Annotated in this window: 11 protein-coding genes; 2 read left to right on the top strand and 9 right to left on the bottom strand. The window is 67.1% G+C overall.

Annotated features, from left to right (window positions below):
• Positions 1–82 precede the first annotated feature (82 nt).
• Positions 83–2,194 (top strand): M3 family metallopeptidase, encoded by a 2,112-nt coding sequence (locus QCE63_RS06265; protein ID WP_309831569.1) that lies wholly within the window; start codon positions 83–85, stop codon positions 2,192–2,194.
• 54 nt (positions 2,195–2,248) lie between these two features.
• Here QCE63_RS06265 and QCE63_RS06260 read toward each other — a convergent pair whose 3' ends face one another.
• Positions 2,249–3,523 carry an amidohydrolase family protein gene (locus QCE63_RS06260; RefSeq protein WP_309831567.1) on the bottom strand — a complete coding sequence of 425 codons (1,275 nt, stop codon included), beginning with the start codon at positions 3,521–3,523 and terminating at the stop codon, positions 2,249–2,251.
• Positions 3,524–3,626: 103 nt separating this feature from the next.
• Positions 3,627–4,475, bottom strand: coding sequence for a nitrilase-related carbon-nitrogen hydrolase (locus QCE63_RS06255; protein WP_309831565.1), 849 nt, complete (start codon positions 4,473–4,475; stop codon positions 3,627–3,629).
• A gap of 105 nt (positions 4,476–4,580) precedes the next feature.
• Here QCE63_RS06255 and QCE63_RS06250 point away from each other — a divergent pair, with 105 nt between their 5' ends.
• On the top strand, positions 4,581–5,480 hold the full coding sequence (locus QCE63_RS06250) for a LysR substrate-binding domain-containing protein (protein ID WP_309831563.1): 900 nt from the start codon (positions 4,581–4,583) through the stop codon (positions 5,478–5,480).
• Here the strand turns inward: QCE63_RS06250 and QCE63_RS06245 are convergent.
• The 7 genes from QCE63_RS06245 to QCE63_RS06215 form a co-directional block, all read right to left on the bottom strand.
• Positions 5,464–6,054 carry a GNAT family protein gene (locus QCE63_RS06245; protein ID WP_309831560.1) on the bottom strand — a complete coding sequence of 197 codons (591 nt, stop codon included), beginning with the start codon at positions 6,052–6,054 and terminating at the stop codon, positions 5,464–5,466. The genes QCE63_RS06250 and QCE63_RS06245 overlap by 17 nt on opposite strands.
• A gap of 56 nt (positions 6,055–6,110) precedes the next feature.
• Entirely contained in the window at positions 6,111–8,912 is a 2,802-nt protein-coding gene (locus QCE63_RS06240; RefSeq protein WP_309831558.1) for a sensor histidine kinase KdpD, read from the bottom strand.
• Positions 8,913–8,956: 44 nt separating this feature from the next.
• Entirely contained in the window at positions 8,957–9,529 is a 573-nt protein-coding gene (gene kdpC, locus QCE63_RS06235) for a potassium-transporting ATPase subunit KdpC (protein WP_309831556.1), read from the bottom strand.
• Positions 9,530–9,553: 24 nt separating this feature from the next.
• The gene (kdpB, locus tag QCE63_RS06230) at positions 9,554–11,611 is read right to left on the bottom strand and encodes a potassium-transporting ATPase subunit KdpB (RefSeq protein ID WP_309833706.1); all 2,058 of its coding nucleotides are present in this window, start codon (positions 11,609–11,611) and stop codon (positions 9,554–9,556) included.
• Between the two features lie 85 nt (positions 11,612–11,696).
• Entirely contained in the window at positions 11,697–13,505 is a 1,809-nt protein-coding gene (gene kdpA / locus QCE63_RS06225) for a potassium-transporting ATPase subunit KdpA (protein ID WP_309831554.1), read from the bottom strand.
• Positions 13,502–13,597 carry a potassium-transporting ATPase subunit F gene (locus QCE63_RS06220; protein ID WP_309807913.1) on the bottom strand — a complete coding sequence of 32 codons (96 nt, stop codon included), beginning with the start codon at positions 13,595–13,597 and terminating at the stop codon, positions 13,502–13,504. Before QCE63_RS06220 ends, kdpA begins: the two co-directional genes overlap by 4 nt.
• Positions 13,594–13,701, bottom strand: coding sequence for a potassium ABC transporter ATPase (locus QCE63_RS06215; protein ID WP_309831551.1), 108 nt, complete (start codon positions 13,699–13,701; stop codon positions 13,594–13,596). The genes QCE63_RS06220 and QCE63_RS06215 overlap by 4 nt, the downstream gene beginning before the upstream one ends.
• Between the last annotated feature and the right edge of the window lie 13 nt (positions 13,702–13,714).

Raw genomic sequence — 13,714 nt, 5'->3', positions numbered from 1 at the left:
CCGCCCCAATAATCCTTGAGAGAACCCGGCGCGGGGCGCGCTGTCCCGCCGGGGCTTCAGCCAACACCAGAACGGGAGAGCCATGAGCGACACCACGTCCACCCCGGCAGCGGCCAATCCGCTGCTCGATTTTTCCGATCTTCCGCGTTTCGGCGAGATCCGCCCTGAACACGTCACGCCCGCGCTGGATGTGCTGCTGGCAGCGGCCCGAAGCGCCGTGGATCGCGCCGCCGCACCCGAGACGCCCGCCACCTGGACAGACGTCGTCGAGGCGGTCGAACTGGAATCGGAAAAGCTGTCGCGTGCGTGGGGCGTCATCGGCCATCTGAACGCCGTCGCCGACACCCCGGAACTGCGCGCCGCGCATGCTGAAAACCTGCCGCGCGTAACCGAATTTTCCGCGAGCGTCGGCCAGAATCTCGCGCTGTACGAGAAGTACAAGGCCATCGCCGCCGGTCCGGAATTCGCGGGCCTGAGCGCCGAGCGCCAGAAAATCCTCAACAACTCGCTGCGCGACTTCCGTCTGTCCGGCGCCGAGCTGCCCGAAGACCGCAAGCCGCGCTTCGCGCAATTGCAGGAAGAACAGGCGGCGCTCTCGAAGGCGTTCTCCGATCACGTGCTCGACGCCACCAACGCCTACTCGTATGTCGTCACGCAGGAAAGCGACCTCGCCGGCCTGCCGGATGACGTGGTCGAAGGCGCGCGCGAGGCGGCCCAGCGCGACAGCAAGGACGGCTGGAAATTCACGCTGCATTTCCCGTCGTACTTCCCGGTGCTGCAATACGCCGACCATCGCCCGATGCGCGAAGCGATGTACCGCGCCTACGTCACGCGCGCATCCGAACTCGGTGCGACCTACGGCGGCGGCAAGGCCGAATGGGACAACACGGCGAACATCGTCGAGAACCTGGCACTGCGCGACGAAGAAGCGAAGACGCTCGGCTACCAGAACTTCGCGGAAGTGTCGCTGGCGCCGAAGATGGCCGAATCGCCCGCGCAGGTCATCGCGTTCCTCGAAGACCTCGCCACCCGTGCGCGGCCCTACGCCGAAAACGACTGGATGGAATTGCGCGCGTTCGCCGCGACCGAACTCGGCATGCCTGAACTGCAGCCGTGGGACGTCGCGTATGCGGCCGAGAAGCTGCGTCAGAAGCGTTACTCGTTCTCGGAGAACGAGGTCAAGCAATACTTCCCGCAGGAAGCCGTGCTGAAGGGCCTGTTCAAGGTCACTGAAACACTCTTCAACGTGTCGATCCGTCGTGACGAAGCGGCCGTGTGGAACCCGGACGTGCGCTTCTTCAGAGTCGAGAATGCGGACGGCACGCTGGTCGCGCAGTTCTATCTGGATCTTTACGCGCGCGAAGGCAAACGCGGCGGCGCCTGGATGGACGACGCCCGCTCGCGTCACAAGCGCGTCCAGGGCGGCGTGCAGACGCCGGTGGCGTATCTCACCTGCAACTTCTCGGCGCCGGTGGGCGGCAAGCCCGCCTGCTTCACGCACGACGAAGTCATCACGCTGTTCCACGAGTTCGGTCACGGCCTGCATCACATGCTGACACGCATCGACGAACTGGGCGTGTCGGGCATCAATGGCGTCGAGTGGGATGCGGTCGAACTGCCGTCGCAATTCATGGAGAACTTCTGCTGGGAGTGGGACGTGCTCACCGACATGTCCGCCCACGTGGAATCCGGCGCGCCGCTGCCACGCGAACTCTTCGACAAGATGCTCGCCGCGAAGAACTTCCAGAGCGGGCTGGGCACGCTGCGCCAGATCGTCTTCTCGATGTTCGACATGGTGCTGCACACGTCCTACGATCCGGCCAACGGCACGCAGAACGTCAACGACCTCGCGCGCGCGATCAACGAGCAGTTCCACGTCATTCCGCAGGCGCCGTTCTCGCGCTGGCCGAACACCTTCAGCCATATCTTCGCCGGGGGTTACGCGGCCGGCTACTACAGCTACAAGTGGGCCGAAGTGCTGTCCGCCGACGCATACGCCGCGTTCGAGGAAGCCGCGAAGCTCGGCAGCGGTTCGGTGCTGGACGGACAGACCGGCATGCGCTATCGCCGGGAGATTCTGGAAGTGGGCGGCAGCCGCCCGGCGATGGAATCGTTCAAGGCATTCCGCGGCCGCGAGCCGGACATCGACGCCTTGCTGCGGCATAACGGCATGTCGGGACAGGCGGTCCACTGAGCACACTGACCGGCACGATCAAGGACGCCGGCATCCCGCGGATGCCGGCGTTTTTTATCGACGGATGCGAAAGTCCACTTCAGCGGGCCGGCCTTCCAGCGCCAGCGTCGCGCGCACGGCGGGACTGCGGCTCACGACCTTGCCTCTTCTCACCACCGCCGTGCGGGCCGCGCGCAAGCGGATGGCCTCGATCGGATCGCGCGCATCGAGCACCACGCAGTCCGCGTAACAGCCCACTTCGATGCCATAGCCCTCCAGCCCGAGGATGCGCGCCGGATTGATCGTGACCGCATCGAAACAGGCGCGCATTGCCTCGACACCCGTCATCTGCGCGACGTGCAGCCCCATGTGCGCGACTTCGAGCATGTCGCCCGAGCCGAGGCTGTACCACGGATCCATCACGCAGTCGTGGCCGAAGGCAACCGTGACGCCCGCCGCCATCAACTCGGGCACGCGCGTCATGCCGCGCCGCTTCGGATAGGTATCGGCGCGGCCCTGGAGCGTGATGTTGATGAGCGGATTGGCAATCGCGGCCACGCCGGATTCGCGCATCAGCGGAATAAGCTTGCTCACGTAGTAGTTGTCCATCGAGTGCATCGAGGTCAGATGCGAACCCGTCACACGTCCCTGCAAGCCGAGCCGGTGCGTCTCCGCGACCAGGGTTTCGATATGGCGCGACAGAGGATCGTCCGATTCGTCGCAATGCATGTCCACGCGCAAGCCCTGTTCGGCCGCGAATTCGCACAGCAGCTTCACCGATGCCGCGCCGTCGTCCATCGTGCGCTCGAAATGCGGAATGCCGCCGACCACATCGACACCCAGCGCGATCGCACGTTTCAGGTTGTCGAATGCGCCGGCGCTGCGCAACACGCCGTCCTGCGGAAACGCGACGAGTTGCAGATCGAGATAGGGCTTCACGCGCCGCTTCACTTCGAGCAGCGCCTCGACCGCCAGCAGGCGCGGATCGCATACGTCCACGTGCGAGCGGATGGCGAGCAGCCCGCGCGCCACGGCCCAGTCGCAATATTGCAGCGCCCGTTCGACGAGCGCTTCCTGCGTCAGGTCGGGCTTCAGTTCGCCCCACAGCGCGATGCCTTCGAGCAGCGTGCCCGACGCATTCACGCGCGGCAGGCCATAGGACAGCGTGGCGTCCATGTGGAAATGCGCATCGACGAAAGGCGGCGTGACGAGCGCGCCGTTGGCATCGATTTCCTCACGCGCGGCGGCGGAGAGATGCGGCTCGATGGCGGCGATGCGCCCGGCATCCATGCCGATATCGACGAGTTCGCGCGCTCCTGCGAGCGCCGCGCGGCGAATGATCAAATCCATGTGCGAAACCTCCGTCAGTCCCGGGCCATGTGTCCAGCGTCTGGCCCGATTGTAGCGGGACAGAAATGCGCTGCGGATGTTGCCGGAGTGCCGCTGGAGGGTCCTATCGCGGCACGCGGTTGCGCGCGACCACCGCGAAGCTGATCGGCAGCGAACCGCGCGGCATCGCGCGCTCGGGTTCCTGCGCGAGCGGATACGACTGGCTCTGCCGCGCGAGCGCTTCATAGAGTTCCGGGCGGCGTGCCGCAAACGCCTTGCGTCCGGCGCTCGCGGCCGCCTGTGCCGGTTGCACGCACGCGATGATCGGCCCGTCCGTGCGCTGCAGGCGGCGCGCGAGCATGCGGCCATCCGGTCCGACGATCCGCGCCTCACGCGCCGCCGGATGCGCGCAGGCGATATACAGGCCGTTGTCGGCGGCGCGCGCGGCAAGCGTGGCATGCGCCGGTGCGACATCGTTCATCGGCGCGACGAGCAGCGTCGCACCGAGCAGCGCCGTCATCCGCACGTTCTCGACAATGTCGTTGTCGTCGCCAATGAGAATGCCGACGCGCATCCCGAACGGCGTATCGCTGACGGTGAAGCGGTGACCGCCATGCAGCGCGCGCTGCGTCACGTTCAGTCTCCGATGACGCACGCGCATGCCGCCCGGAAAGCACAGCGCATAGGCGTCGTAAAGCCGGCCGTCGCCACCGCGTTCCAGCCAGCCGACGCCGGCCGCGACGCCGCTTGCATCGACCGCCATGGCGACCGTGTCGAGCGATGGGCCGTCGACGGACTCGGCGAGCGTCGCGCCGTGCGGGCCGCTGATGCTCCACTGCGGAAACAGAGCGAGCTGGACGCCGCGCGTCGCGACATCCGCTAGCGCACACGCCACCCGCGCGGCGTTGCGTGCGGATTCGTCCGCTTGCGCTTCAAACGGCACGACAGCGACGCACAACGAAGCAGCTTCCACACGACACCTCGACGGGAACGTAAGAACGGCCTCATTGAAACGCTCGCGCATCGATAAGTAAAATGAATCTTTTGATCGATTCGATCACCGTTTGGAATCGAAGCCATGGACCTCAGGCTGCTCAGGGCATTTCTCACCATCGCTGAACTGCGCCATTTTGGCCGCGCCGCGCAGGCGCTGCATCTGAGCCAGCCGGCGCTCAGCAAGCAGGTCGCGGCGCTGGAAGCGAGCCTCGGCGCGCGCCTCTTCGAGCGCGGCCGTCACGGCGCCGAACTGACCTCATTCGGCGCGGCATTCATGGCGGACGCCGCCACGCTGATACGCGACGCCGACGCCGTGCTCGCACGCGCCCGCGAAGCCGCGAGCGGCGCGCGCGGCTTCCTGCGCGTCGGACTGTGCCTCTCGACGCTCACGCACGTGCCCCGGCTCATCGCCGAGTTCGGCGCGCTGCATCCGGGCCTGCGCATCACGCTGCACGATCTTTCGTCGCACGAGCAGACGCGCCGCCTCCTCACGGGCAAGCTCGATGCCGGTTTCATGCGCATCCCGGCCGAAGCGGGTCTTGCGGCGTTCCCCGTGCTCGATGAAACGCTCGCGCTCGCCCTTCCCGGGCAGTCCCGCCACACGCGGCTGCCCGCGCAACTGGACGAACTGAACGAACCCGGTTTCATCGTATTGGCGCGCGCGCGGGGACCGGGCCTTGCCGGGCAGATCGAGCGCTGGTGTGCGGAACATCGCTTCGTGCCGCGCGTGATTCAGGAAGCCGACGATATCCAGACCGTGCTGGCGTCCGTGGCGGGCGGCGTGGGCGCGGCGTTCCTGCCGTCGCGGGCGCAATATCTGTTGCGCGATGCGCGCGTGCTCCCCTTGCGCGACAAGCCCGCGCGCTGGCGCATCGGCCTCGCGTGGGCGAAGGAACGCGACGACGCGGTCACGCGCGGCTTCGTCGCGTTCATGAAGACGCGCAGCAAGGCCCTGAAACCCGCCGCTACGCCGGACGCCTGAGCCTCGCTTCGAGCATGGTCTTCACATCGGGCCATTCGTCGTCGATGATCGAAAAGCGCACCGAATTGCGCTTGCGGCCATCCGGCATGATGCGTTCGTGACGCACGATGCCTTCCTGCTGCGCGCCGATGCCGAGAATCGCAGCGCGGGATTTCTCGTTGAGTTCGTCGGTCGTGAACTGCACCCGCACGCACTGCATGACCTCGAACGCGTGCGTGAGCATCAGCAGCTTCGCCTCGATATTGATGCCGGTGCGCTGCGCCGATGCCGCCAGCCACGTGCTGCCGATTTCGCACTTGCGGTTGACGCGGTCGATCTTCCAGAAGCGCGTGCTGCCGACAACGCGTCCATCCTCCCGCCGCACGATCACGAAGGGCATGACCGTGCCGGCGTCGCGGTCCGCGAACACGGTGTCGATCATGCGGTCGATGGTGTCCTCGTTCGGCACGACCGTCACCCGCAGATTCCACAGTTCGCCGTCGGCGGCGGCCGCCAGCAACGCGGCGCGGTCTTCGCGTCGCAAAGGCCGGAGCTGGACGCGCATGCCGCTCAACGTGGGTTGGGATTCGCTCATGGCCGCTCTTCTTTCGTGGGTCGAGGGCACATCATAAAGCGCGGCCGGAGCGAGCCCTATGCTTCCCGCGCGGTGTGCTCGCCGGGCGGCAGGTCATCGGGCACGTCGCGCGGTGCGGCGTCGCTCACCGGCAGCGTGAACCAGAAGCGCGCGCCGCGCACGCGGCCTTTGCCGTCCCGTCGATTCTCGACGCCGATCTTCCCGCCGTGCGCCTCGACGATCGCGCGGCAGATCGCGAGACCCAGCCCGATTCCCGCTTGCGCCGATTCCTTCTCGCCGCGCGTGAACTTGTCGAACAGACGCGCCCGCAGCGCCTCGGGCACGCCCGGGCCTTCGTCGTCGAGATGCACGCGCACGACACGCGCATGGCTTTCATCTGCATCTTCCGCCTCGACCCGCTCGGCGCCGATGCCCACTGGCGTACCCGCCGGCGTGTACTTCGCCGCGTTCTCCAGCAGATTGGCGAAGAGCCGTTCCATCAGCACCGCGTCGAGTTCGAGCAAGGGCAGGTCCGCTGGCACGTCCGTGTGTATCCTCCGGCCCGCGAGCACGCGACGCGAGGCGGCGAGCGCCGCGCCAACCGTTTCCTCCAGCATCGACCACTGCCGGTTCAGCCGCACCGACCCGGCTTGCAGCCGCGCCATGTCAAGCAGGTTGACCACCAGCCCGCTCATGCGCAGCGCTTCCTCGTGGATCGCCTGCACCAGTTCGCGCGAGGTTTCCGGGTTGCCGCCGCCCGCCTCGCGCGCCTGCTCCTCCAGCACGGACGCGAAGCCGACGATCGACGTAAGCGGCGTGCGCAAGTCGTGCGAGATCGCCGACAGCAGCGAGTTGCGCAGCCGCTCCGATTCCATGTTGACGAGCGCATCCTGTGCGATCTCGACGTAATGCACCCGTTCGAGCGCCAGCGCGATCTGCGCCGCGAAGGTCTCGATCATGCGGCGCTGCTCGGGCACGGCAAACTCGCCTTCGCGCCCGGTGACGAGCGCGAGCACGCCGCGCGTGCGCATCGGCGCCTTCAGCGGCAGGTACAGCGCGCGGCTCGCGGGCAAGGTGTCCGTGCCGTGGCCCGCCGGCCGCTGCTGGTCGTAGACCCATTGCGCGACATCGGCATCGAGGGCCGTTTCGTCCAGCCCGATGCCGCCCTCCTCGCCCACGTTCCGGCGCACCTTGTCCGCCGCGTCGGGCAGGAGAATCGCGGCTTTCGCCTGGAAGACCTCGGCGACATGCCGCACGCCGATCCCGACAATCTGCCCGGTCATCAGCGCCGCGCCGAGCTCCTTGGTCATCGCGTACATGGCGCCGGTCCGGCGTTCGCGCAGCGACGCGATGCGCGCCTGACGCCTGAGGCTCGACGTGAGATGGCTGATGGTGAGCGAGGTCAGCAGCATCACGCCGAAGGTCAGCAGATACTGCGTGTCCGTAACCGAGAATGACAGTTGCGGCGGCACGAAAAAGAAATCGACAGCGGCGACCGAAAGAAACGACAGCATCACGCCCGGCCCGCGCCCGAGCCGCACCGCCGTGAAGACCACGCCGAGCAGATAGAGCATCACGAGATTGGTGATCGCGAACTGACGCGCGGCGAGCAGGTCCGCCACCAGCGTGATGCCCGCGCCGATCGCCAGCGCGATGCCATACGCGCGCGGCGGCGAGTGCGCGCCGTCGCGCCATGCGGCGAGCGCGCCCGGACGCGGCGCCTGCGTGCCGCCCGGTTCGTCGCGCGCGCCGGTCGCGACCAGCGTCACGTCGATGTCCGAACCGCGCTGGACGATGCGCTCGCTCACCGGGGCATCGAAGAGCCGCCGCCAGCCGCGCGCCGCCGATGCCCCCGCGACCAGCTTCGAGACATTGCGCAGCCGCGCGTAGTCGATGAGCGTCGCGGCGGCATCGGCGCCATCGAGCGTGACCGTTTCCGCGCCAAGTTCGGCTGCGAGCTTGAGCGCGTCGAGCGTGCGCGTGCGGCGTTCGTCGGAGAGACGCTGCAGCTTCGGGGTTTCGACATACACGGCAAGCCAGTCCGCCTTCAGCGCCGCGGCAAGACGCGCCGCCGCGCGCACCAGCGTCGCGCTTTCCGGCCCGGGCCCGACGCACGCGATCAGCCGCTCGCGCGCCCGCCAGATGGGCTCGATGGACTGGTCGGCACGGTACTCGCGCATCTGGGCATCGACGCGGTCGGCGGTGCGGCGCAAGGCCAGCTCCCGCAGTGCGATCAGATTGCCCTTGCGGAAGAAGTTGCGCACCGCGTGCGCGGCCTGCTGCGGCACGTAGACCTTGCCGTCGCGCAGGCGGTCGAGCAGTTCTTCGGGCGGCAGATCGACGAGCGTGACTTCATCGGCGAGATCGAAGATGCGGTCGGGGATCGTCTCGCGGACCCGGATGCCGGTAATCCGGCCGACGATGTCGTTCAGGCTTTCGAGATGCTGCACGTTGACGGTCGTGTAGACGTCGATGCCCGCGTCCAGCAACGCCTGCACGTCCTGCCAGCGCTTCACGTGGCGCGCGCCCTGCACGTTGGCGTGCGCCAGTTCGTCGACGAGAATCAGTTGCGGCTTGCGGCGCAGCGCGGCGTCGAGATCGAACTCGGCGAGCACGCGGCCGCGATAGTCGATCTGCGCGGGCGGCAAGGTGTCCAGCCCGTGTGCGAGCGCCAGCGTTTCCTTGCGCCCATGCGTCTCGACCACGCCGACCAGCACCTCGCCGCCTTCGTCGCGACGCCGGCGCGCGGCCTGCAGCATCGCGAAGGTCTTGCCGACGCCCGCGGACGCGCCGAAGAAGATCTTCAGCCGGCCGCGCTGGCGCTTTTCTTCCTCGCGGTGAAGTTTGTCGAGAAGCTCGTCTGGGGTTGGGCGGGGCATGTGCTGCTTCGGGTGGGCGGGCGCGCTGGGTCGAGGTTCCGTTCTTATTGCTTGTCGAGCGCAAGGTTCAATTTAAGCACATTCACCCTGGGCTCCCCGAGCAAGCCGAACTGACGTCCGGACGTGGCCTGCGCCACCATCACCTCGACCCGTTCAACCGGCAGACCGCGCGCGCGGGCCACGCGTGCTACCTGATACGCCGCGGCGGCCGGACTGATCTCTGGATCGAGTCCGCTCGCGGACGACGTCACCAGGTCCACGGGAACCGCTTCATGATTGTTCGGATCGGCGGCCTGCAGCGCAGCGATGCGCGCCTTGACCTCGTCGACGAGCGCGGGGTTGGTCGGCCCGAGATTGGACCCGCTCGAACTGCCCGCGTTGTACGGATTCGGCGTCGTGGCCGAGAGACGCCCCCAGAAATAGCGCGGCGCATCGAACTGCTGGCCGATCAGCGCCGAGCCAACGACCTTGCCGTCGCGCTCGATCAGACTGCCGTTGGCCTGATGCGGAAACACGGCCTGGCCGATCGCCGTGACCGCGAGCGGATAGAGCACGCCGGTCAGCACCGTCAGCGCGACGAACAGCACGAGCATCGGACGCAATGAAGTTTTCGTCATGATTCTGCCTTTGAAATGAATGGCTCAGTGCCAGCCGAGCGCAGTGATCGCCATGTCGATCAGCTTGATGAACGGAAACGGCAACACGATGCCGCCCAGCCCGTACACGAGCAGATTGCGCCGCAGCAGCGCGGCCGCACCGAGCGCGCGATACTTCACGCCCTTCAGCGCGAGCGGAATCAGGAACACGATGATCAGCGCGTTGAAGATCACCGCCGACAAGATCGCCGACGACGGCGACGCCAGATGCATCACGTCCAGCACACGCAATTGCGGATAGGTCGTCGCGAACGCGGCCGGAATGATCGCGAAGTACTTGGCGACATCGTTGGCGATGGAGAAGGTGGTCAGCGAGCCGCGCGTCATCAGCATCTGCTTGCCGATCTCGACGATCTCGATCAGCTTGGTCGGATTCGAATCGAGATCGACCATGTTGCCGGCTTCCTTCGCCGCCTGCGTGCCGGTGTTCATCGCCACGGCGACGTCGGCCTGCGCGAGCGCGGGGGCGTCGTTGGTGCCGTCGCCGGTCATCGCGACGAGCCGGCCTTGCGCCTGATGCTCGCGAATGATCGTGAGCTTGGCTTCGGGCGTCGCTTCGGCGAGAAAGTCGTCGACGCCCGCTTCGGCCGCGATCGCCGCCGCCGTGAGCCGGTTGTCGCCCGTCACCATCACGGTCTTGATGCCCATCTTGCGCAACTCCGCGAAGCGCTCGCGAATGCCGCCCTTGACGATATCCTTCAACTCGATCACGCCAAGCGCGCGCGCTTTGCCGTTCACACACTCCGCCACCACGAGCGGCGTGCCGCCGCGCCGCGCGATCTCGTCAACGGCGTGCTGCACTTCCTGCGGAAAGCGCCCGCCGCGCGTTTCGACGTACTGTTTCAGCGCCGTCGCTGCGCCCTTGCGAATCTCGCGATTGGGCAAATCGACGCCGCTCATGCGCGTCTGCGCGCTGAACGACAGGAAGTTCGCGTGCAGGGTCGCCATGTCGCGCGCGCGGATATCGAAACGCTGCTTCGCCAGCACGACGATGCTGCGGCCCTCGGGCGTTTCGTCCGCGAGCGAGGCGAGTTGCGCGGCATCGGCCAGATCGCGTTCGTCGATGCCGGGCGCCGCGCTGAACGACGACGCCTGCCGGTTGCCCAGCGTGATCGTGCCGGTCTTGTCGAGCAGCAGCACGTCGACGTCGCCCGCCGCTTCCACCGCGCGCCCCGAGGTCGCGATCACGTTCGCCTGCATCATGCGGCTCTTGCCAGCCACGCCGATGGCGGACAGCAGCCCGCCGATGGTCGTCGGAATCAGACAGACGAGCAGCGCGACCAGCACCGTGATCGTCACCACCTGCCCCTGCCCCGCCGCCTCGACCGCGAACATCGAGAACGGCAGCAGCGTGGCGGTCGCGAACAGCAGCACGAGCGTCAACGCGACCAGCAAAATGGTCAGCGCGATTTCGTTCGGCGTCTTGCGCCGCTTCGCGCCTTCGACCATCGCGATCATGCGGTCCAGAAACGCCTCGCCCGGGTTCACCGAGACCCGCACCACGATCCAGTCCGACAGCACCCGCGTGCCGCCCGTCACCGACGAGAAATCGCCGCCCGACTCGCGGATCACCGGCGCGGATTCGCCGGTGATGGCGGATTCGTCGACGGACGCGACGCCGTCGATCACTTCGCCGTCGGCGGGAATCACATCGCCGGCCTCGACGAGCACGACGTCGTCGCGGCGCAGGTCGGTGGACGTGGTGATGCGGATCGGCGACTTCGGATGCGGCTCGTTGAGCTTCTTCGCCATCACGTTGTGCTTGGCCTGGCGCAGCGCAGCCGCCTGCGCCTTCGAGCGGCCTTCGGCCAGCGCTTCGGCGAAGTTCGCGAACAGCACCGTGAACCACAGCCACAGTGCAATGGCCAGGATGAAGCCGGCGGGCGCCTCGGCCTGACCGGCGAGCGCGGCGACCCACAGGATGGTCGCGAGCACGCTGCCCACGTAGACGCAGAACATCACCGGATTGCGCAACTGCGTGCGCGGCGCGAGCTTCCTGAAGGCATCGACGACCGCGGGGCGGACGAGCGCCGGATCGAACATCGAGCGTGCCGCCGTGCGCGCCTGGCCGAGATTGCCAGGGAGATGCGCGGACGGTTGTTTTTCGTGATTCATGCAGTCCTCGAAATCATTGTCCAGCGATCATGGCGAGATGCTCGACCACCGGGCCCAGCGCGAGCGCGGGAACGTAGGTGAGCGCGCCGACCAGCAGCAGCGTGCCGAGCAGCAACACGACGAACAGCGGCCCGTGGGTCGGCAAGGTGCCGGCGTTGGCGGCGAGACGCTTCTTTGCCGCCAAAGAGCCGGCGATCGCCAGGATCGGCACGATGGTGCCGAAGCGGCCGAACCACATCGCGACGGCGAGCATCTGGTTGTAGAACGGCGTGTTGACCGACAGTCCCGCGAACGCGCTGCCGTTGTTGTTGGCGGCCGAGCTGAACGCGTAGAGGATCTCGGAGAAGCCGTGCGTGCCCGGGTTGGCGATCCCCGCCTTGCCCGCCGAGGCCAGCACGGCCACCGAGGTGCCCGCCAGGACCAGCATCGGCGTGAGCAGGATCACGATGGAGACCATCTTCATGTCGAAGGCCTCGATCTTCTTGCCGATGTATTCGGGCGTGCGGCCGATCATCAGCCCCGCGACGAACACCGCCAGCAGCGCGAACGCGAGCATGCCGTAGAGACCCGAACCGACGCCGCCGAAGATCACCTCGCCGAGCTGGATCAGCAGCATCGGCACGAGACCGCCGAGCGGCGTCAGCGAGTCGTGCATGGTGTTCACGGCGCCGCATGAGGCGGCTGTGGTCACCACGGTGAAGAGGCCGGATTGCGCAATGCCGAGGCGCGTCTCCTTGCCCTCCATGTTGCCGCCCGGCTGCACCGCCGAAGCCTGAGCGTCCACATGCAGCTTCGTGACGAGCGGATTGCCCGCCTGCTCCGCCGAGATCTCGCCGACGCAGGCCACCGCGAGCGCGATGGTCATCGCCGCAAGCACTGCGTGACCCTGGCGTCCGTCGCCGACCATGCGCCCGAAGGCCACGCACAGCGCGGCCGGGATCAGCAGGATCGCGAGCATCTGGAGGAAGTTGGAGAACGGCGTCGGGTTCTCGTACGGATGCGCCGAATTGGCGTTGAAGAAACCGCCGCCATTGGTGCCGAGCATCTTGATCGCTTCCTGCGAGGCCACCGGACCCATCGCCAGCGTCTGCGTGCGGGCTTGCTGGTCGAGCATCTCGGGCTTGCCCTGCGCATCCTTCATCGCGTTGCCTTGGGCGTCGAGGCGCGGCGCCTGATACGTCGTGACCTGGAGCGTGGGCACGTCGGCATACGGCCTGAAGTTCTGGATCACACCCTGGCTCACGAACACCAGCGCGAACAGCACGGCGAGCGGCATCAGCACGTAGAGCGTCGCGCGCGTCAGATCGACCCAGAAGTTGCCGATGGTCTGCGCGCCATGACGCTTGAAGCCGCGCACCAGCGCAATCACCACCGCGATGCCGGTTGCCGCCGAGAGGAAGTTCTGCACGGTCAGGCCCAGCATCTGCGCGAGATAGCCGAGCGTGCTCTCGCCGCCGTAGTCCTGCCAGTTGGTGTTGGCGACGAAGCTGACGGCGGTGTTGAAGGCGGCATCGGGCGTCATGCCGGCCATGCCCTGCGGATTGAGCGGCAGCACTGCTTGCAGACGCAGGATCGCGTACAGCACCAGCGCGCCCAGCCCGTTGAAGAGCAGCACGGCGAGCGCATAGTGCTTCCACGACATTTCCGCTTCGGAATCGACGCCCGCGAGACGGTAAAGCAGTTGCTCGACAGGCGCACCGATTCTGCGCACGACAAGCGACGTGCCCTCGAACACGCTCGACATATAACGCCCGAGCGGCACTGCAAGCGCGATCAGCACGGCGATGAACAGTGCCGTCTGCATGAGACTGCTGGCGTTCATTCGAGCTCCTCCGCGCGCAACAGCGCGTACACGAGATAGACGAGCAGCAGCAGCGTGGCGGCCGAGGCCAGCGCGATCATCCAGCCGTTCATGGGCGGCCTCCCGGCGGATGGCGGCGCAACTGCTCGCAGCCGCTCGCGAGCGCCATGCAGAGTCCGAGGAACAGGACGATGCCGGCGAGGTAAAACAGGTCCATTGTGTGGTTCTCC

The sequence above is a fragment of the Caballeronia sp. LZ065 genome (assembly GCF_031450975.1).
Taxonomy (GTDB): domain Bacteria; phylum Pseudomonadota; class Gammaproteobacteria; order Burkholderiales; family Burkholderiaceae; genus Caballeronia.
This window is presented reverse-complemented; position numbering and strand designations above follow the sequence as displayed.

Coding starts and splice junctions, on each gene's coding strand:
- kdpB (WP_309833706.1), bottom strand. CDS start 11,611: ATGTTCGATCCGGCGCTCGTCCGCCCCGCGGTCGTCGATGCCTTCAGG.
- QCE63_RS06215 (WP_309831551.1), bottom strand. CDS start 13,701: ATGGACCTGTTTTACCTCGCCGGCATCGTCCTGTTCCTCGGACTCTGC.
- QCE63_RS06245 (WP_309831560.1), bottom strand. CDS start 6,054: ATGAGCGAATCCCAACCCACGTTGAGCGGCATGCGCGTCCAGCTCCGG.
- QCE63_RS06220 (WP_309807913.1), bottom strand. CDS start 13,597: ATGAACGGCTGGATGATCGCGCTGGCCTCGGCCGCCACGCTGCTGCTG.
- kdpC (WP_309831556.1), bottom strand. CDS start 9,529: ATGACGAAAACTTCATTGCGTCCGATGCTCGTGCTGTTCGTCGCGCTG.
- QCE63_RS06260 (WP_309831567.1), bottom strand. CDS start 3,523: ATGGATTTGATCATTCGCCGCGCGGCGCTCGCAGGAGCGCGCGAACTC.
- QCE63_RS06265 (WP_309831569.1), top strand. CDS start 83: ATGAGCGACACCACGTCCACCCCGGCAGCGGCCAATCCGCTGCTCGAT.
- kdpA (WP_309831554.1), bottom strand. CDS start 13,505: ATGAACGCCAGCAGTCTCATGCAGACGGCACTGTTCATCGCCGTGCTG.
- QCE63_RS06250 (WP_309831563.1), top strand. CDS start 4,581: ATGGACCTCAGGCTGCTCAGGGCATTTCTCACCATCGCTGAACTGCGC.
- QCE63_RS06240 (WP_309831558.1), bottom strand. CDS start 8,912: ATGCCCCGCCCAACCCCAGACGAGCTTCTCGACAAACTTCACCGCGAG.